Source organism: Bradyrhizobium sp. Ken64 (genome assembly GCF_055807555.1).
Genome location: NZ_JBVVPA010000047.1, coordinates 1 through 17,074, shown reverse-complemented (window position 1 = coordinate 17,074; position 17,074 = coordinate 1). Strand labels below are relative to the sequence as shown.

Genomic DNA, 17,074 nt, shown 5'->3' with positions numbered 1-17,074 from the left:
TACATCGTCCCGCCGTGGTGGAGAAACTGGTCCTCAACACCGCCGGCGGTTGGACCGCGCACCCGCAGGTGATGGAAAGACTGAAGAAGCTGTCGAATGAGGCCGCTTCCGATCCATCATGGGAGCGGATCAAGACGCGCCTCGAATTCCTGATGTGCGACAAGAGCATGGTCTCGGACGATCTCATCGAGACCCGTCGTGCGATCTACGCGCAGCCGGGATTCGCCGACACGATGAAGCGGATCATGTGCCTGCAGGACATGGAAATCCGCCGACCGAACATGATCACCGCCGACCAGTACCGGTCGATCAACGCTCCGACCATGGTCGTGTGGACCTCGCATGATCCGACCGCCACGCCCGAGGAAGGCAAGCAGATCGCGGACATGATCCCGGGTTCGAAATTCGTCGTCATGAACCGCTGCGGCCACTGGCCTCAGTTCGAGGACCCAGAGCAGTTCAACCGCCTCCATATCGAATTCCTTCGGACCGGCAAGTAAGGATCATTCAGATGAACCAGCAAACCAAGCATGGCGAGCTCGCCGCCCAGATCCGCGCGGCTTACGCCGGTGCCCCGATCGCGCCCATCCGGACGCAACTGGCAGAGCTCGATGTCGATGCGGCCTACGCCATCCAGCAGGAGAACACTGCGCACTGGGAAAAGGAGGGGCGGCGCGTCGTCGGAAGCAAGATAGGATTGACCTCCCGTGCGGTCCAGAAGCAGCTCGGCGTCGATCGTCCGGACTTCGGCGTACTCTTCGCTGACATGATCATGGGAGAAGACGAGCCTGTCGCGGCGGGGCGCGTCCTGCAGCCGAAGATCGAGGCCGAAGTAGCCTTTCTTCTCGAGCGCGATATCGAGGTCGAAACGCCGACCGTGGCCGACGTCGTGCGTGCAGTGGCCTATGCGATGCCCGCCCTCGAGATCGTGGGCAGCCGTATCACGAATTGGGATATCGGAATCGTCGATACCATCGCCGACAACGCCTCGTCGGGGCTCTTCGTTCTGGGAGGACCCGTCCGGCGGCTGGATGGCTTGGACCTCCGCGCCCTCCAGATGCAGATGACGAGGAAGGACGAGGTCGTATCGAAGGGGACGGGCGCCGCCTGCCTCGGCAATCCGCTCAACGCGATGGCCTGGCTCGCCGGCGAACTGGCGCGTCGCAAGCGGCCGCTGCGCGCCGGCGACGTCGTTCTGTCTGGAGCGCTGGGGCCGATGGTGCCCGTGAATCCGGGCGACGCATTCGAGGCTAACATCGCCGGGCTCGGGACCGTTTCGGCGCGATTCGCGTGAACACGCACACCAAAGGAACATCAGATGAAGCTCGTCCGCTTTGGTAAACCAGGCGCGGAAAAGCCGGGACCTCGTTGACGATCAGGGAAGGCTGCCTGACCTGTCGGATGTCGTCGCGGATATCACGCCAGCTAACCTGTCTCGCTCGATGCTGCAGAAGATCGCAGCCACCAGTCCATCCGAATTGCCGGTCGTTACCGAGCGAACCGCGGCCGGCGTGCCGGTCACCAGGAATGCTCGTTGCAACTTCGGCACGGGGACCGCGGTTGAAGCAATCCCCGGGCAGGCGACCAGTACGTCGCAGCTAATACAGGTTAGCTCTGCAACGACATAGGAACGCGCCGCGCGGGACCGGTTTATTGACACGAACAGCCCGCGCGCCCTGTCGGCTTTCGCGACCTCGCGCCCGGATGCGTAACCCCCACGATCAATCAGGAAGGCGTACCATGCAAACCAAGGTCCGGAATCAAATTTCGAAAGGCGTCGCGGCGGTCGTCGGTCTTTGTCTCATGACGATTGGAGGCGCATCCGCCGCGCCGCAGGGCAAGGCCAGCAAGCACGACCAGCATTTCCTGGTCGAAGCCATCCAGGGCGATCTCTCCGAAGTGAAGGTCGGTCAGCTCGCCCAGCAGAAGGCGCAGAGCGACCAGGCCAAGCAGTTCGGAAAGATGCTCGAGCAGGACCACTCGGACAATCTGAAGCAGGCGCAGCAGCTCGCCGACGCGCAGGGCGTTCAGGCACCGAGCGAGCCGAACAGCAAGCAGAAGGCGATCTACGAGAAGCTGAACGGGCTGTCCGGCGCGCAATTCGATGCCGCCTTCGCGCGCAGCATGGTGAAGGACCACGAGGAAGACGTGCGCAAGTTCCAGAAGGAAGCAAAATCCCAGTCACCCGTCGCCGATTTCGCCAAGCAGACGGTTCCGGTGCTGCAAAAGCATTTGGAGACGGCCCGGTCCCTTCAGAAGAGCGCGTCCCGGTAGAGCTGGCAGACGTCGCTGCAATGACGTGAATCGCGATAAAGTTCGGAGTTTCATGAGCAGAATTCTCGTCATCGCATGCGCCTGGCTTGCGCTTGCGACGGTTGGTGCCAAGGCGCAGCCGGCCGAGGGCGCCGCCAGCGGACGCGGGAGGCCGACGGACTGATCCGACGTTCTTTCGGCGATGACGTCGCGGCCGTCGCCAACCTGGGGCGATCTCGCCGGCTGATCCTTCGTCCGCCGGAGTGGCGACCTCCAATCTCAATCGGCCGCCGCTCGCGATCGGGAACAGCCGCCAATCATCTGGCACTAGTCTTCCACGAATTGGCCACCGATGCCGCCAAATACGGCCCCCTGAGCCGCGGCAAGGGGTGATGTTACGTGGTCGGTCACACCGACCGTTTGGAGATCGATTGGGGCGGAGACCGGCGGGGATGCTGGAACTCGGCGACATCATCCGTCGCGGCGACGTCGCTGGTGCGTGCATACGCGGGAGGGCGGAAGCGAAGCTACACCGCGCGCACAGATCTTCGAGCGTGGTCGACGCTTTGCCCCCAACGCCGTCAACGTAATCCGGAGCCCGAGTCCCGCCTCTCCGACGTCGCGCTGGAATGAATGTGCCGCGAAGCGACCGTCGCACGACGCTTCGATCTGCCCGCCGTCTTGCAGTGCGCGTCAGGTACGGCACCCTATCGGCCGGAGGCACTCACCGAACACGTCGACTTCAAGCGATACTATCTTGGTACCGGGACCTGAAGCTTGAGCTCCGTACGGGTACCGACCCGCGAGCTGGCGCATGCCGACCCCCAAGCAGATCGAAAAGATGGCCGCTGCCGCGGCCAGGAACGCCCCGGCCGTGCGGGGAACGGCTCCGGAGCAGGACTGCCCCCGGAATACTGGCAGACTCGGCCGGAACAGGTTGGAGACGTTCGCCACCCCGGGATCCGCAGCGACATAGCTGAGGCGGTCGTTTTGGCCTCGCCAGTGAGGATTCGATGCCCTGGATAGCCCCGGTACCGCATTCAGCCCTGCCGATGCGAATCCCTGCTGCGTGCCAACCGCCCGGAACGAGAAGACGGACGAAGGGATTCGTCCCGGCAGGAGCAAGCTCGATGCTGATGACGAAGGAAAGACGGCCGGCGATCATAACGTTGCGCGGATGGGCGCTCGGCGTGCTGCAGGAGGCGGGCGCCGTCCACGAATGCGAGGAGCACGGCTGGGCAAAGGACCGAGCCGACCCTCACGCCCGCGAGGGCGCGGTGGACATCGCAAGTCAGGAGCCTCCAGACGGTTTGTCTCCGGACCAGGCTGTCGCCGAGGTCCAAGACGTGCTGGAGTCGATCGGTGATACTTGCCCCGAATGCACCTGACGCCAACTGCCGGGAAACCATCAGGCTTGCTGCGGCTGAGCCATTGATGACGAGGGCGAGCGCTCTGAACCAATGACGCGTGCTTTCTCGATCAATGCCGATCTCGGACCAATTGTGGCCATCAGGCCGCCGAGCTTCGACCTGGATAGCTGCAGTCCCCAGTCGTAGGCGTCCAAGACGTCCTGCACGATGGCAAGGCCAAGGCCGGCGGTCCCACCTCGCTCGTCGAGGCGCGCGCCGCGCTCAAGCGCACGCGCCAAATGGGTTGAATCGATGCCTTCGCCATCGTCTTCGATCACGATGCAGGGCCGGCCGACCTTTGTCTTGATCCGGACCACTCCCGCGCTGTGGCGAGTCGCATTCTCAAGCAGATTTCCCAAAACGTCGGATGCGATCCGAGGGTCATCCTCGACAAGAAGCACGCGCATCACTTCTCCTTCGTCCGCTCGACTTCGCCGCTCTTCGCATCGACGTGGATGTCGAACAGCCGGCCCTTGCCGTCCAGCACGCGGAATTCGTAGGTCCATGCGCCGCCTTCGCGCTCGAGCTTCACGCCGACTACCTCGCCGGGAAGCTTCCCCTTCACCAGGTCGAGAACGTCCGCGAGCGGACGTATCTCGCCGGCCTCCGCGGCGCGCCGCGCCTCGTCGTGGTCGCGGCCGGACGCGGGCACACCAGCCGAAGCCAGAAGCGAGAGGGCAAGGATCGGGGGCCGAAGCCGGTGCAAGCGCAAATCCATCAGGACACTCGTCATGCGAAGCATATGGATGCCAGATCCAACCTGACGTATCGCTGACTTGGGTCAACAGGCGGCAGTCAGGCGACTTCTGGCAGGTTGAGCGCATGGCCGGGGCATGGTGTCCCGGCCACCGTCAGGAGATACCCATGCGCAAGATCGCCATTTTGACTGTCGCCGCCGTCGCCCTCGGGGCGGCTTCCGCCCAGGCCGGCAGCCTCGGCAAGCCCTGCACGTCGGCACCGGAGTCCCAGTGGCTGCCGATGCCTCAGTTGCAGGCCAAGGTGGAGGCCCAAGGCTACAAGGTCCAGAAGGCCAAGCTCAAGAGCGCATGCGGCGAACTCTACGCCTTGGACAAGAACGGCAGCCGGATCGAGCTGTTCGTGGACCCCACCAACGGCCAGATCATCGGCCAGATGTGATCGTCGCAAATGAAAACCGTTAGCAACACGATCCAGGCCGGCGGCGCGAGGCCGCCGGCGATGGTCAGGGTCTGGGATCCGTTCGTCCGGATCTTCCACTGGTCGCTGGCGAGCCTGTTCGTTCTGGCCTACGCCACCGGCGACGAAATCGAGCGGGTGCACGTCGCCGCAGGCTACACCATCGCAGGCCTCGTCGGGGCCCGCGTTCTCTGGGGCGTCGTGGGTCCGCGGCATGCGCGATTTTCCAACTCGCCCGGCCTCCGCGAGAGGTGCTCGCCTACGTCCGCGACGTCGCGCTGCTCCGGGCGCCGCGCTACATCGGGCACAACCCCGCGGGCGGGGCCATGATCGTGGCGCTCCTGGTCGCGCTGGCCGGGACCTGCGTCACCGGCTACATGATGACCACGGACGCCTACTGGGGCTCGAAGATGCTCGAGCACGTCCACGAATTCCTGGCCAACTCGACGATCGGCCTGGTCGTGGCGCATGTTCTCGGGGTGCTGATCGCGAGCTTCGAGCATCGCGAAAACCTGGTCGTCTCCATGATCTCCGGTCGCAAGAGGGCTGCCGACTAGGCAGCCTTCTTCGGACTCGACCATCAACTCCGTCAAGCAGGAGCATCACCGTGCCCGCCACGCCCCATGTCGAAAAGCACTTCACCGCCACCGAAAGCGTCCGCGACGTCGTGATCGGCATGGCCGACGGCTTGACCGTCCCGTTCGCGCTGGCCGCAGGTCTCTCGGCGGCCGTCGCCAGCACGGACGTGATCGTCACCGCCGGCCTCGCCGAGGTCGTCGCCGGCGCCATCGCGATGGGGCTGGGCGGCTATCTCGCGGCGCGCACGGACGCGGAGCACTTTGCGGCCGAGGAACAGCGCGAGCACCACGAAGTCGAGCACCTGCGCGAGCGGGAGATCGAGGAAGTCGAGCAAGTCTTCCGCGAGTACGGACTCGAAGGGGACGCGTTGAACTCCGTCGTCGGCGCCATCGCGTCCGACAGGCAGCGCTGGGTCGACTTCATGATGCGCTTCGAACTCGGGCTGGAGCGCCCCGACCCGAAGCGGGCGCCGATCAGCGCAGTCACCATCGGCGGCTCCTACGTGGTCGGCGGTCTGATTCCCCTGGTGCCCTACATGTTCACGAAAGACATCGGAGCGGCCCTGCAGATCTCGGTTGCCGCGACAGGCATGGCCCTGCTGTGCTTCGGAGCCGTCAAGGGGCACTTCACGGGCGTCAACAAGCTCAAATCCGCAGCGCAAACGCTGCTGGTCGGCGGCTTGGCCGCAGGAGCGGCGTACTGGCTCGCGCACCTCTTCGGCTAGGCGTCGCATCAGCGCCGGGCCGTGAAGCGCGTGCCTGCTCGCTCGGAATGATGACCTAGCGCGCCTGCGATGCACTTGATCAGCGTCAAGCAGTGCTCGCGTGGCCATGACAAAGAAGGTCAAGTCGGTTCTCATGGGCCCATCGGCGACCAAAGAAAATGACCACTGAAACACGGCCGAAACTGATCCGCTCACTAACGCTGACGCATGCGGTGCTCTATGGGCTGGGCGTCACCATCGGCGCCGGAATCTACGTCCTGGTCGGGGCGGCAGCGGCGCGGAGCGGCATGCACGCGCCTCTCGCGTTCCTCGCCGCCGCGGTCGTGATGGGCGTGACCGCAGGAACCTTTGCCGAATTGGGCACGCGACTGCCGGTCGCGGCAAGCGAGGCAGCTTACGTCCAGGCAGCCTTTCACCGGAAATGGCTTAGCGGCGCCACAGGACTGCTCGTGGTGGCCGCGGTGACGATCTCAGGCGCCACCATCAGCGTCGGGAGCGCCGGTTACATCGGCGTCTTCGTGCCGCTCCCTGCTGCCTGGATCATTGCCGGCGTCGTGCTCGCGATGGGATCCATTGCTTGCCTTTCCGCGGTTCAGTCCATCAGCTTCGCCGGGCTGATGACGGTCGTCGAGATCGGAGGGTTGATCCTCATCCTCGCCGCCGGCCTGTTCAATGGCGGCGCGCTCGTCTCTCGTCTGCCTGAACTTTGGCCTTCGCTGGATGACCCGGGGGCCTGGTCCGGCATCGCGCAAACTTCGCTGCTCGCAGTGTTTGCGTTCATCGGCTTCGAACACCTGGTGAACATCTCCGAGGAAATGAAGAATCCTCTCCGGACGTTGCCTTGGGCGCTCCTCATCACGCTCGGCGTCACCGCGCTTCTCTACGCAGCCGTCGTGTGGATCGCGGTCGTCGCCGTGCCGCCGATCGAGCTCGCGCGCTCCTCCGCTCCGCTTGCCCTTGTATTTCAGCGGCTGACGGGTCTTTCTCTGCAGGTCTTGGGCGCCATCGCGATCGTCGCGACGATCAACGGTATCATCGTTCACATGATCATGATCGGACGCGTGCTGTATGGGCTGGCCGACCAGGGTAGCCTTCCCGAACTTCTTGGGAAAGTGAACGCCAGAAGCCGCACGCCCATCGTGGCGACCCTCTTCGGGGTTGGAGCCATCCTGATCCTTGCTCTGGGCATTCCGCTGACGGGCTTGGCCGAGTGGACTTCGCGCCTGACGCTCGGAATCTTTGCTTTGGTCAATCTGGCGCTGCTTCGGATCAAGGCAGCCGAATTGACTCGTCCTGCCGGCGTATTCTTCGTTCCGATGTGGGTGCCGGTCGCGGGACTATTCACGACGGTTTCGCTGCTCCTCGTCGATCTCCTCGGATAGCGAGAAACGGCACCGAAGCGCCGGCGTTGTTGGCACGGCCAAACCGACCGGAGGACCCTAGAATGACCACCCTTTGCTTGCGCTACGGGAGGACCGCAAAGATCCTGCACTGGACGATCGTCGGTCTCCTGGCCGTGCAGTATCCGATCGGCTGGTTGATGCCGGACGTCCACCGCGGCCAGACACCGGGTGCTCCGATGACCTTCCACGTCTCCATCGGCATCGTAATCCTTGCGCTTATCGTCGTGCGTTTCGTCTGGCGATTGACACATCCGGTTGCGCCGGAAACCTCGCTTGTGGCGTGGCAGCGCCTGAGCTCGGAGGTCGTGCACTGGATGCTCTACATTTCAGTGCTGGCGACGACCCTCACCGGCTGGCTGTTCGCGTCTTACCGCGGTTGGTCGCTGAAGTTATTTTACCTCGTTCCGCTGCCGATGCTCGCGTCCGACAACGCGGCCGCCGGAAAGGCTATCGACGGGCTGCACCAGGCGGCGGAGTGGTCGTTGCTTGCGCTGATAGGGATCCACTTGGCTGCCGCGCTGGCGCACATCTTCGTTTACCGCGACCGCGTGATGCAACGGATGCTCCCCGGGTGAGATGGAGCGGCTCGCGAGGAAAGCGTGGGAGACGACGATGCGGGTCCTTTAGGGGCGGCTCGATCAGGACCGCGGGCGTGCCCGCAATGTTCCGAGTTGGGAACAAAGTCCCGTTTTTTCCCGTTGTTCCTTCCGGCCCATCTGCCGGCGTTCGCAAGGAGGAAGATATGGAGCTCAGGCCGTTTGCTGCCGCAGGTCTCGTTTTAGCTCCGGCCCTAGCGGCCAACGAATTCTGCATCGCTCAGGATATGAAGACGAAGAAGTGCACGATCCTCGACAAGAAGCCGACGGATACCTCCATGATCGTCGTCAGCTGGTCTGGCAGCATCTACAAGACACGCGCGGAAGCGGAGACCGGCATGGAGACGGTCAAGGTCTGTTCATCCAACTGATGGACAATCGCCCGGAGGCGTCCACCTTCGCCCCACCCGGGCGCCGAACCGGCCCACCCCCATGCTGGATCGCAGTCTGACCGATACTGACTATCGACCACCGGCTCCCGTGCCGCCGCCGAGGCGGCTCGGGCTGATCGAGATCATCCAGACCCTGAGAAGGAACCCTCTCGAATGCTGGAGCGCCGAGTTTTTCCGTGAACCGATTGCGAAGGTCAGACTGCCCTTTGCCCGGGCATTTCTGGTTCACGACCCGGCCGCGATCAAGCGCGTTCTTCTCGACAACGCGGACAACTACCGCAAGGACCCAATCCAGCGGCGCATCTTATCCTCCGGTCTCGCCGACGGCCTATTGAGCGTGGAAGGAAGCCGCTGGGAGGTGCAGCGCCGGACTTTGGCACCGCTATTTGCAAAGCGGACCGTCGCCTCCTTCAGCGAGGCGATGCTAACCGCGGCGGACGAGCTCGCGGGCAAATGGAGCCGCCTCGGCTGCGGTACCGTGGTCGACGCTGCCGCCGAGATGACGTTGCTCACGCTCAAGGTGCTGGCCCTGACCATCTTCTCCGATGGGATCGGCGGAGACTTTGAAGAATTTCGTCTGGCCATGAACGCCTATTTCGGGGTCATCGGACGCATCGGCGCGCTCGATCTATTCGGCGTTCCGGAATTCGTGCCGCGCCCAGGGCGGGCAAGGCTGCGCCGGACGATGAGCTACTTCGAGCGCGTAATCGACGAGATCATCGAAGCGCGGCGCCGTCGACTTGCCTGCTCGGCCGGCAAGGACGATCCGAACGACATCCTGACACTGCTGCTCCGCACGCTCGATCCTTCGACGGGACAGCCGATGAGCCGCGCCGACGTGAGGTCGAACATCCTTACGTTCCTCTCCGCCGGCCATGAGACGACGGCCAATTCGCTGGCGTGGTCGATTTTTCTGCTCTCGCAGGCGCCTGCGTGGCGGGCTCGCGTTCGAGAGGAAGCGGAGCGCGAATTGAGCGGCCCGACGGCTGGGCTGCCCGATCGGCTGCTGGTGACGCGGGCGGTCGTGGAAGAGGCCCTGCGGCTCTATCCCCCCATCGCCGCGCTCAGCCGAATGTCCGAACGGCCGGACAATCTGGGATCTCATGAGATCGACGCCCGGTCCCTGATCGTTATCGCACCCTACGTGCTGCATCGGCACGAGCGCCTGTGGGACCGGCCGAATATGTTCGACCCGTCGCGCTTCTTGCCGCCGGCAAGAAGCGAAGTGCCTCGTTTCGCCTACCTGCCCTTCGGCGCAGGTCCCCGGACCTGCATCGGATCATCCTTTGCGCTGCAGGAGGCAACGATCGTGTTGGCGGTGCTGATGCGAGGCTTCGATCTGGACCTTCTGCCGGGCACCAAAGTCTGGCCGCTGCAGGGGATTACGTTAAGACCAACGAACGCCCTACCTATGCGCCTCCGGAAGTGTCCGTGAGGTAGAGCCGACGAGGAGCAGGCTCCCCAGTCCGGCACTGAGCCCCCGCGACACTCCTTCGTACCAGCATTGGTCATGCCGACTTCCGCCGCGCCCTGGCCGGCGGCTTCTTGGCTGCGGATTCCTTGGCGGGCTTCTTGCCGGCGATCGGCATCAGCATCTCCTTCTGGCCGGCGGCCACCTTCTTGGCTTTTTTGGCCGGACTTTTCGCAGCCTTGCTCTCTGCAGCTGCGCCGCCGACGCTCTTGCGTAGCGCGTCCATCAGGTCGACGACGTTCTCGCCTTTCGGCCGCTCCTTGGGGCGGATGGTCTTTCCGGCGCGCTTCTGGTTGATGAGCTCGATCAGAGCGGTCTCGTAGTGGTCCTCGAACTTCTCCGGCTCGAAGTTGCCCGCCTTCTGGTTCACGATGTGCCTGGCGAGATCGAGCATGTCCTTCGTCACTTTGACGTCCTGGATCTCGTCGAAATACTCCTGCTCGCTGCGTACCTCATAGGGATAGCGCAGCAGTGTGCCGACCAGTCCCTTGTCCATGGGCTCCAGCGCGATGATGTGCTCGCGATTTGTCAGCACCACCCGCCCGATCGCGACCTTGTCCATTTCGCGGATTGTCTCGCGGATCACGGCGAAGGCGTCGTGCCCGACCTTGCCGTCGGGGCGGATGTAGTAGGGACGGATCAGATAGCGCGGATCGATGTCGGCCTTGTCTACGAACTCGTCGATCTCGATGGTCCGCGTGGATTCCAGCGCGATCTCCTCAAGCTCCTCCTTGGTCACCTCGATGAACTGGTCCTTCTCGAGCTGGTAGCCCTTGACGATGTCCTCGTTGGGCACCTCGTCGCCGGTCTCGGCGTCGACTTTCAGGTACTTGATCCGATGACCGGTCTGACGGTTGAGCTGGTTGAACGAGATCTTCTCGCTCTCCGACGTCGCCGGATAGAGCGCGACCGGGCAGGTGACGAGGGACAGACGCAGGAAGCCTTTCCAGTTTGCTCGCGGGGCCATGGTTACGCAACGCTCCAGGTACGGGTACTTGGATTCAAGACGAACCGGGCAGCGCGGTTCCGACACCGGCCACAGGTGTCCACCGCGAATTGATGTCACGTCCGGTCAGGCCCCCGAGAGACATGGCAGGGAGCCTTGACTCTCACGAACAAAATAAGAACAAGCGTGATGAGCCAACCCATGGCATCCGGACCGGCCAACTTCGAGTTGGAGAATGCCGCCGACCAGGCGATTGCGGCCTGTGGGGGCGACGCCCGGGAAGCTCTCAAGGCGCTCATCGTCGCGAATGGCTTCCTGGAGGCGCAGGTCGAAGAGCTGCGGGCTTCGATTTCTGCCGGCTACTCGCGGGGCCGGTTCGACGTCCCGCGCGACCGGAAGGATTGGTACGACTGACATGCCCGCGGTGACCTACCATGTGGCTCTGCCGTTCCTCCCTTCCGATGACGGTGTCGCCGCCGGCGAGGCCGTCGAATGCTTCAATCCCAACGCCGCCGTGATGAAAGCCGAGGCGCTTTCGCGAAGGCCCGGCATAGTCGGCGCGGTGGCCTTCAGCCGCAGCGGGGATCCGGCTACAGGCGAGTTCGGAGACGCAATCGTGATCCGCAAGTTCGGCGACGTGCCGGACGATCTGAGCACCCTGTGAAGGGACGCGCGGAGAAGTTCTGCGCGGAGCCCCGCAAGCCCGCTACCTTCCGCTGAGCGACAGGCTCATACGAGTGACAATGTTGTCCCAGGCGCGCTCTTCCTCTGCGGGGTAGTTGATCAGGACGCAATGGATTAGCTGCCCCGAGAAGTTGCAGCGGTTGTACCAAACCTTGTCGCCCTTGTAGCTGGAGACCGCAAAGAAGCGTGGTGTCACTCGCTTGTACTGAATGCGTGAAGGCGGATGCTTTTTGGCGAGAAAGGCCGCGGGTGAATCGTTCTCGACGTTGGGCGCGGCCTGGATCGTGATGTCGGCACGCCCGTCGGCGGTTCGGAACCGTTGCCCGTAGCCGTCGGGTCGGCCAGCTTCTTCCGTGAAGATCGAAGATGGAAAATCCATCGAGGTGCCGGTCTGGGGAATGGTGTACTTACTCCATCGCACCGGCTGCGCCGAGGCCGTCGCTGTCGAGACGACAAGTGCCAATGCGAGAGCGCTCGTCGACTTCATCGCACTTCCCTCCGACTATCACGGAGCAAAAAGCCGGAACGTCAAATACGTTCCAGACGCCTGATGCTATGGATTGAAAGCGGGCGCGCTACTCGTCTTCGTCGTGGGGGACCATTGGGATCGAACCTATCAGCTCGGTCTCGATCGCCGCGAGAACCCGGCGCCTCGTAGACGCGGCGATAGCTCCTCCGGTTCTTTGGCCGCGTTGTGTGTCAGGCAGCGCGCAGCGGGGACGGTGGTCGACGGAGCCGGCCAGCCTCCTCCGCCTGGCACCTCAGACACCTGAACTGGATTTCGCGTTACGCGGAAGCGGACTTTTGGATGATCGCCGCCATAGGCCATGCGCCGCATTGGGGACATTCTCCAGCAGGGTCTCCGATTCAATCATCGCACCGCTCCTACCCGCGCCCACAGCCCGCCAACGCTCGGAGACAACCCGCGTTCCGAACGAGTGCTACGCGAGACACGGAACGAATCAGGGCGACGGCGTTGAATCGACATGTGTGCCGTGGCGTTGCGTCAGTCTCGTTTGGGAGTATCGCGTGTCTATGGCGCCATCAAAGCTGCTATTCCTGGTTACATCGAGCCGTGTGATCCCACGCTGCGGGAGAAGCCGCCGCGCGGGGCAGACTGGGTCTACGAGATCAAGGCCGACGGTTACCGCGCGCAGCTGCATCTGCAAGATGATGACGCCAAGGTCTATTCGAAGACCGGCCTGGACTGGACCGAACAGTTCTCCTCGATCGCAGCCGGCGCCCACCTGCTGAAGGCACACAGCGCGATCATCGACGGCGAAGCGGTGGTGTACGGCAGTGGCGGCGTGCCGGATTTCCAGCAGCTCAGGCGGGAGCTCGGGCCTAAGCAAAGCGAGCGCGTGCGCTGCCACGCCTTCGATCTCCTGTATCTCGATGGCTACGACCTGCGCAGGGTCGTGTACGAAGATCGCAAGCGCCTGCTGCAGCAGCTTCTGAAGGACGCACCCGAGACCTTCATCTACGTCGAAGCCCTTGCGGCCAACGGCAACGACGTCTTCGACAAAGGGTGCAAGCTGGGGCTGGAAGGCTTGGTCGCCAAACGGCTTGGCCAGCCGTACCGCTCGGGGCGGCAGGAAAGCTGGATCAAGCTCAAGTGCAAGAAGAGCGAGACCTTCCCGATCATCGCGTTCGTGGAGAAGCTAGGGGCGCGCCCGCGCAAGGTCGCCTCGCTCTACGTCGGCCGCCGCGAGAACGGCAAGCTGCTCTACGGCGGGAAGGTGCGTACCGGCTACACCGAGACGACCGCGCGCGAATTACGCGAGCGGCTTGATCCGTTGATCCGCAAGACTTCTCCGCTCGATGTGACCGTCAAAAAGCCGAAGGCGACCTGGGTCGAGCCGACACTCGAAATCGAGGTCCAGTATGGCGCGCTGACCGATGATGGCCTGCTTCGCGAGGCCGTGTTCAAAGGCTTTCGCGATGATGTCGCGGTGCGCAAGGTCAAGGCCCCGCGCCTCCTGCCGTCCGCAGCCGGCCGCCCGAAGCTGGGCGTTCCGAGAGAGAACATCCTGCAGCTTCTGCCCGACGCCGTTGTGCCGTCAAAAGAAGAACTCGCCGACTACTGGTGCAAGGTGTGGAAGAAAGCCCTCCCGCACTTCGGCCATCGTCCGCTCAAGCTGGTGCGTCATGTGCGCGGCACGACGTTCTATCACAAGGGGCCGCTGCCGAAGGACATTCCGGCCGCCGTGCACCAGCTCCGGATTCAGAAGCGCGAGGGTGGCGAGGGAACGCGCCTGTGGGTCGACAGCCTGGATGGTTTCCTTGGGCTAGTTGAGATCGGCGCCGTCGAGCTGCACCCCTGGAATGCGACCGTCGAGAACTTCGAACATGCCGACCGCATCGTAATCGATCTGGATCCCGGAGAGGGCGTCGACTGGGATGCCGTCGTGGAAACCGCGCTCGCTCTGCGCACGATGATGAAGCGCGAGGGCTTCGAGACCTGGCCCAAGCTCACCGGCGGCAAAGGAATTCATCTGATGGCCCCCCTGGATCAGCCGGTGCTGCACGACAAGGCGCATCGGGTGGCGCATCAGCTGGCGTCCGCCCTCGCAGCGCGCCATCCAGACCGCTACCTCCTTTCTGCGCAGGCAAAGCGTCGCGATCGCATCTTCCTCGATTATCTGCGCAATGGCCGCGGTACCACGGCCATCGGCACGTATTCCCCGCGCGCCCGCGAGGGATTTCCGATCGCAGCGCCCGTGACCTGGAAGCGCATCGAGAGCGGGATCGCGCCGGACGCCTTCACCATCGAGAGTCCATTCCGCGTTAAGCCGAGGAGCTGAGCCGCATGTCGGATGCATTCGATCGATGGGTGGAATGGCGCCACAAACCTCCCCCTGACAGGCGGAGCATTCCTGCCGAACTCTACGCCGCGGTTATGTCGCTGCCTGAGGCCGATCGTTCCGACAGGCAGAGGGTGAACGAGGTGGTCCGCCACCATGACGAGGCGCGCCGCGAGGGCAGAACCGTATGGCTGTACATCGACGATTACCGGGATGGCAGAACGCGCGCGGCAGGCGAGCCCGGATGGATAAGGGTGTTTGCGTCTGCCGACGTCGCCGAGAGGTGGTTCAAGCAAAATGACCCTGAAGGCGTGGCCTGGGAATACGAAGTGGGAGGCGGTCGGGCCCGAGGATCGGTTTGGCTCTACTCGCACGATCCGGAGTCCAGGGAGGTTGGCGACGTCGATTGGGTCAGGCTCTTTGCCTCGCAAGGATGGGCGGAAGAGTGGGTTGAGCAGAACGATCCGACGGGTAAGATTTGGGAGTACCCGGTTCAGGAGTGACGCGCATGAGTGCGTTTGTTGACACCTCCGTCTGGTTCGCCGCCGCCGCCAAGCGGGATGCTCAGAATGAGCGCGCCAAGTCTATCCTTCGCAGCATCGACCAGCATCTCACGACGGACCTGGTGCTGGCTGAAACGTGGCAGCTTCTAAAGCCCTATTCGGCAGCGGCGTTGCGGAGATATTCTGGGACCGGCTGCGCGACGGGGGAGTTCGGATCGAACCCATTGTCCGCGCTGATCTGGATGCGGCTGCGGAGATACAGGCGAGCTCTCCCGGGGAGGGTTTTTCCTTCGTTGATCGGACGAGTTTTGCGATGATGGAGCGCATCGGGATCACCCAAGCAGCGACCTTCAACCCGGACTTCGCCGCGTACCGACCCCGCCGCGGTCGCAAGCGACCGTTCCAGATCCTCAGCGAAGGCCACAGCCAGGTTTTCATGGCGCTCAGACAAGCGATCCTTGAACGGCGGCCGGTTCACGTGAGTGATGGCAGCAAGCGCCAGACGGTCTGCCCGTACACTCTGGGCCACGCCGCCGGTGAGGAGCGCGCATTTGCCCTCCTTGTGGAGGCGAGTTTGAGCACGAAGCGTCCGGTCAAAGCCAGCTGGATCTGCCTTCGGTTGTCGAAGATCGAGGAAGTTCGCTTCGCCGACGAGCCTTGGATCGAGCAAGACTACCCGGGACCGGTGCAACGATGTGTCGATTAGGTGAACCTGGACGCGAGACCGTAGTTCGCGGCACAAGCCTCGACTAATTGAGGCCGGTGTAGCGGGGCGCCGGCGCCCTCGAGAGCAGGTCAATTCCGCAGGATCGGCGCCTCGCGAAGTGCACTCCTGCCGATCTGCTTCAGCCCGTCAACCGATGTCTCGCCCTTGGTGGCAGCTTCGAGGATCATGGAGGCCACGTGGGTGCGGGCAGAGGTCTCGTAGCGTGACACGCTCTCGCACACCTCGTCGAGGACCGCGCGCAAAAGCGCGGTGGTTTCAGCATCGAACATTGGAGGTCTCCCCCAGCGAAAGCAGCATTCTGCCTGAACCCGGCCAGCCGGGGATTCACGCAAGTTACGGTCAACGAAAAATTCTGCGAGAGGACTGGGAAGAATGAGCGTGGCCCCGCCGTTTTGGGGGCTGGGGGGCTGGGGGGCTTGAGGGCGGAGCCACGCGGGCCGTGCATTCGCGCGGGCCCACCACATCAACGGCATCCGGCCGAGCCCGTTCCATGCTCGACATCAAGACCGCGCGCAGCTCGAACGCCTACGGCTCCGGAGGCCGCAGCGGACCGTCCGCCCATTTGCGGGCGGCGGGGTCGTGTAGCGGGTCATCGTTGCAATTGGTGCACACGTACCGCGGCGGCCGTTCTGAAGCTTCCTCGGACACAGCTTTCATCGGCTTGCCGCACGCCGGGCACGCCTTCCGGACCGGATGGAGCATGGCCATCTGTTTTTCCCCTGCGATGGCACTCTAGTTCAGCCGAGATTGCGAGCTCAAGCTGGCCGACAAAAATTAGGTCGGGTTCACGCACTGTTGCGCCTTCTTGACTCCGTCGCCGCACAGCACTCAACTCTGGGCGGTGATGTTGAGGAGCGTGTCATGGAGCACGAGTTCTACCGGGGTCTGGCCCAAAGGGTCCGGGGTATGGCCGAGAAGGCTGATCCGTTCACCCGGCGTCGTCTCCTGGATCTCGCCAAGCGGTATGACAGCAGGGGAGGTCAGCCCTCGGCATCCGGACCGAGCGAGCGGCCGCTGCCGACGCCTCGCACAACGCCGCATGGCGAGGCCTGACGCTCCCACCCTGTCGTTGATGGTGCCGCACCGCGCACCCGATGAAGCCTGGCAGCCGTCCCGCAGTGCGCCAATAGTGCCGCCTCCCGTGGACCAAGCTCACATACCCAGCCGGTGGTCCTGCCCTCACCGGCGAGGATTTGATGCCGTGAGCGGGTGCGGCATCGCGTGTCCCCCTGAACTCGCTCCTAGCGCCTTGGAAGGGGGTGGGGGAAGGCGCTGCGCCTTGCACCGGCAACGAGCTGCCGCGTAGGCCACCCTTCCGGCACGTTGTGCTCGGCAGCCCCGCGCAGGGAATTGAGTTCTGACCACGCGAGCGCGGCAGTGATCCATCTCTGCCGCTCTGCGCCCTTTGCTTCGGCGGCAAGCTTCATC

General features: G+C 63.7%; 21 protein-coding genes and 2 pseudogenes. 18 read left to right on the top strand and 5 right to left on the bottom strand.

Annotation, left to right across the window (positions count from 1 at the left end; genetic code table 11):
• The 4 genes from AC0L2F_RS34855 to AC0L2F_RS34840 form a co-directional block, all read left to right on the top strand.
• The coding region (locus tag AC0L2F_RS34855; RefSeq protein ID WP_473251422.1) for an alpha/beta fold hydrolase at positions 1–500 on the top strand (500 nt) is incomplete at its 5' end.
• An 11-nt stretch (positions 501–511) separates the two neighbouring features.
• A complete protein-coding gene (gene mhpD, locus AC0L2F_RS34850) occupies positions 512–1,294 on the top strand; it encodes a 2-keto-4-pentenoate hydratase (RefSeq protein ID WP_473251421.1) in 783 nt (260 codons plus the stop codon).
• A 446-nt stretch (positions 1,295–1,740) separates the two neighbouring features.
• The gene (locus AC0L2F_RS34845; RefSeq protein WP_007604841.1) at positions 1,741–2,274 is read left to right on the top strand and encodes a DUF4142 domain-containing protein; all 534 of its coding nucleotides are present in this window, start codon (positions 1,741–1,743) and stop codon (positions 2,272–2,274) included.
• A 1,109-nt stretch (positions 2,275–3,383) separates the two neighbouring features.
• A complete protein-coding gene (locus tag AC0L2F_RS34840; protein ID WP_473251420.1) occupies positions 3,384–3,641 on the top strand; it encodes a hypothetical protein in 258 nt (85 codons plus the stop codon).
• 20 nt (positions 3,642–3,661) lie between these two features.
• On the opposite strand, the gene AC0L2F_RS34835 is transcribed toward AC0L2F_RS34840, so the two are convergent.
• Positions 3,662–4,069 carry an ATP-binding protein gene (locus tag AC0L2F_RS34835; RefSeq protein ID WP_473251419.1) on the bottom strand — a complete coding sequence of 136 codons (408 nt, stop codon included), beginning with the start codon at positions 4,067–4,069 and terminating at the stop codon, positions 3,662–3,664.
• A complete protein-coding gene (locus AC0L2F_RS34830) occupies positions 4,069–4,380 on the bottom strand; it encodes a PepSY domain-containing protein (RefSeq protein WP_473251418.1) in 312 nt (103 codons plus the stop codon). Before AC0L2F_RS34830 ends, AC0L2F_RS34835 begins: the two co-directional genes overlap by 1 nt.
• 146 nt (positions 4,381–4,526) lie before the next feature.
• Between AC0L2F_RS34830 and AC0L2F_RS34825 the strand changes: the two genes are divergently transcribed.
• The 7 genes and pseudogenes from AC0L2F_RS34825 (at position 4,527) to AC0L2F_RS34795 (ending at position 9,946) form a co-directional block, all read left to right on the top strand.
• Positions 4,527–4,799: a PepSY domain-containing protein gene (locus tag AC0L2F_RS34825; protein ID WP_473251417.1), complete on the top strand. Its 273-nt coding sequence runs from the start codon at positions 4,527–4,529 to the stop codon at positions 4,797–4,799.
• 9 nt (positions 4,800–4,808) lie between these two features.
• Positions 4,809–5,374: pseudogene (locus AC0L2F_RS34820) on the top strand (cytochrome b/b6 domain-containing protein).
• A gap of 50 nt (positions 5,375–5,424) precedes the next feature.
• The gene (locus AC0L2F_RS34815) at positions 5,425–6,120 is read left to right on the top strand and encodes a VIT1/CCC1 transporter family protein (RefSeq protein WP_007604849.1); all 696 of its coding nucleotides are present in this window, start codon (positions 5,425–5,427) and stop codon (positions 6,118–6,120) included.
• Positions 6,121–6,278: 158 nt separating this feature from the next.
• Complete coding sequence (locus tag AC0L2F_RS34810; protein ID WP_473251416.1) at positions 6,279–7,502, top strand: APC family permease; 1,224 nt, start codon at positions 6,279–6,281, stop codon at positions 7,500–7,502.
• A 62-nt stretch (positions 7,503–7,564) separates the two neighbouring features.
• Entirely contained in the window at positions 7,565–8,098 is a 534-nt protein-coding gene (locus AC0L2F_RS34805; protein WP_473251415.1) for a cytochrome b, read from the top strand.
• 167 nt (positions 8,099–8,265) lie between these two features.
• Positions 8,266–8,490, top strand: coding sequence for a hypothetical protein (locus AC0L2F_RS34800; protein ID WP_473251414.1), 225 nt, complete (start codon positions 8,266–8,268; stop codon positions 8,488–8,490).
• A gap of 61 nt (positions 8,491–8,551) precedes the next feature.
• Positions 8,552–9,946: a cytochrome P450 gene (locus tag AC0L2F_RS34795; protein ID WP_473251413.1), complete on the top strand. Its 1,395-nt coding sequence runs from the start codon at positions 8,552–8,554 to the stop codon at positions 9,944–9,946.
• Between the two features lie 73 nt (positions 9,947–10,019).
• On the opposite strand, the gene ku is transcribed toward AC0L2F_RS34795, so the two are convergent.
• Positions 10,020–10,949, bottom strand: coding sequence for a non-homologous end joining protein Ku (ku, locus tag AC0L2F_RS34790; RefSeq protein ID WP_473251412.1), 930 nt, complete (start codon positions 10,947–10,949; stop codon positions 10,020–10,022).
• Positions 10,950–11,129: 180 nt separating this feature from the next.
• Between ku and AC0L2F_RS34785 the strand changes: the two genes are divergently transcribed.
• The gene (locus AC0L2F_RS34785) at positions 11,130–11,342 is read left to right on the top strand and encodes a hypothetical protein (protein ID WP_007604855.1); all 213 of its coding nucleotides are present in this window, start codon (positions 11,130–11,132) and stop codon (positions 11,340–11,342) included.
• Between the two features lies 1 nt (position 11,343).
• Positions 11,344–11,592, top strand: coding sequence for a hypothetical protein (locus AC0L2F_RS34780; RefSeq protein ID WP_007604857.1), 249 nt, complete (start codon positions 11,344–11,346; stop codon positions 11,590–11,592).
• Positions 11,593–11,634: 42 nt separating this feature from the next.
• On the opposite strand, the gene AC0L2F_RS34775 is transcribed toward AC0L2F_RS34780, so the two are convergent.
• Complete coding sequence (locus AC0L2F_RS34775; RefSeq protein ID WP_085352477.1) at positions 11,635–12,099, bottom strand: hypothetical protein; 465 nt, start codon at positions 12,097–12,099, stop codon at positions 11,635–11,637.
• Positions 12,100–12,598: 499 nt separating this feature from the next.
• Between AC0L2F_RS34775 and ligD the strand changes: the two genes are divergently transcribed.
• From ligD to AC0L2F_RS34755, 4 genes and pseudogenes are all read left to right on the top strand, one after another.
• Complete coding sequence (gene ligD, locus AC0L2F_RS34770) at positions 12,599–14,416, top strand: DNA ligase D (RefSeq protein ID WP_473251411.1); 1,818 nt, start codon at positions 12,599–12,601, stop codon at positions 14,414–14,416.
• Positions 14,417–14,421: 5 nt separating this feature from the next.
• A complete protein-coding gene (locus AC0L2F_RS34765; protein ID WP_473251410.1) occupies positions 14,422–14,919 on the top strand; it encodes a hypothetical protein in 498 nt (165 codons plus the stop codon).
• Between the two features lie 5 nt (positions 14,920–14,924).
• Positions 14,925–15,014 (top strand): annotated as a pseudogene (locus AC0L2F_RS34760) (hypothetical protein); the annotation flags it as partial.
• Positions 15,015–15,055: 41 nt separating this feature from the next.
• Positions 15,056–15,625: a hypothetical protein gene (locus AC0L2F_RS34755; RefSeq protein WP_473251423.1), complete on the top strand. Its 570-nt coding sequence runs from the start codon at positions 15,056–15,058 to the stop codon at positions 15,623–15,625.
• A gap of 89 nt (positions 15,626–15,714) precedes the next feature.
• Here AC0L2F_RS34755 and AC0L2F_RS34750 read toward each other — a convergent pair whose 3' ends face one another.
• Positions 15,715–15,915, bottom strand: coding sequence for a hypothetical protein (locus tag AC0L2F_RS34750; RefSeq protein ID WP_473251409.1), 201 nt, complete (start codon positions 15,913–15,915; stop codon positions 15,715–15,717).
• A gap of 592 nt (positions 15,916–16,507) precedes the next feature.
• On the opposite strand from AC0L2F_RS34750, the gene AC0L2F_RS34745 reads away from it, so the two are divergent.
• Positions 16,508–16,699, top strand: a complete 192-nt coding sequence (locus AC0L2F_RS34745; protein WP_473251408.1) for a hypothetical protein — start codon at positions 16,508–16,510, stop codon at positions 16,697–16,699.
• The last annotated feature ends 375 nt before the right edge of the window (positions 16,700–17,074 follow it).

Excerpts from the sequence above, each read along its gene's own strand:
- mhpD (WP_473251421.1), top strand. The coding sequence starts at position 512 with ATGAACCAGCAAACCAAGCATGGCGAGCTCGCCGCCCAGATCCGCGCG.
- AC0L2F_RS34845 (WP_007604841.1), top strand. The coding sequence starts at position 1,741 with ATGCAAACCAAGGTCCGGAATCAAATTTCGAAAGGCGTCGCGGCGGTC.
- AC0L2F_RS34840 (WP_473251420.1), top strand. The coding sequence starts at position 3,384 with ATGCTGATGACGAAGGAAAGACGGCCGGCGATCATAACGTTGCGCGGA.
- AC0L2F_RS34835 (WP_473251419.1), bottom strand. The coding sequence starts at position 4,069 with ATGCGCGTGCTTCTTGTCGAGGATGACCCTCGGATCGCATCCGACGTT.
- AC0L2F_RS34830 (WP_473251418.1), bottom strand. The coding sequence starts at position 4,380 with ATGGATTTGCGCTTGCACCGGCTTCGGCCCCCGATCCTTGCCCTCTCG.
- AC0L2F_RS34825 (WP_473251417.1), top strand. The coding sequence starts at position 4,527 with ATGCGCAAGATCGCCATTTTGACTGTCGCCGCCGTCGCCCTCGGGGCG.
- AC0L2F_RS34810 (WP_473251416.1), top strand. The coding sequence starts at position 6,279 with ATGACCACTGAAACACGGCCGAAACTGATCCGCTCACTAACGCTGACG.
- AC0L2F_RS34805 (WP_473251415.1), top strand. The coding sequence starts at position 7,565 with ATGACCACCCTTTGCTTGCGCTACGGGAGGACCGCAAAGATCCTGCAC.
- AC0L2F_RS34800 (WP_473251414.1), top strand. The coding sequence starts at position 8,266 with ATGGAGCTCAGGCCGTTTGCTGCCGCAGGTCTCGTTTTAGCTCCGGCC.
- AC0L2F_RS34795 (WP_473251413.1), top strand. The coding sequence starts at position 8,552 with ATGCTGGATCGCAGTCTGACCGATACTGACTATCGACCACCGGCTCCC.
- ku (WP_473251412.1), bottom strand. The coding sequence starts at position 10,949 with ATGGCCCCGCGAGCAAACTGGAAAGGCTTCCTGCGTCTGTCCCTCGTC.
- AC0L2F_RS34785 (WP_007604855.1), top strand. The coding sequence starts at position 11,130 with ATGGCATCCGGACCGGCCAACTTCGAGTTGGAGAATGCCGCCGACCAG.
- AC0L2F_RS34780 (WP_007604857.1), top strand. The coding sequence starts at position 11,344 with ATGCCCGCGGTGACCTACCATGTGGCTCTGCCGTTCCTCCCTTCCGAT.
- AC0L2F_RS34775 (WP_085352477.1), bottom strand. The coding sequence starts at position 12,099 with ATGAAGTCGACGAGCGCTCTCGCATTGGCACTTGTCGTCTCGACAGCG.
- ligD (WP_473251411.1), top strand. The coding sequence starts at position 12,599 with ATGTGTGCCGTGGCGTTGCGTCAGTCTCGTTTGGGAGTATCGCGTGTC.
- AC0L2F_RS34765 (WP_473251410.1), top strand. The coding sequence starts at position 14,422 with ATGTCGGATGCATTCGATCGATGGGTGGAATGGCGCCACAAACCTCCC.
- AC0L2F_RS34750 (WP_473251409.1), bottom strand. The coding sequence starts at position 15,915 with ATGTTCGATGCTGAAACCACCGCGCTTTTGCGCGCGGTCCTCGACGAG.
- AC0L2F_RS34745 (WP_473251408.1), top strand. The coding sequence starts at position 16,508 with ATGGAGCACGAGTTCTACCGGGGTCTGGCCCAAAGGGTCCGGGGTATG.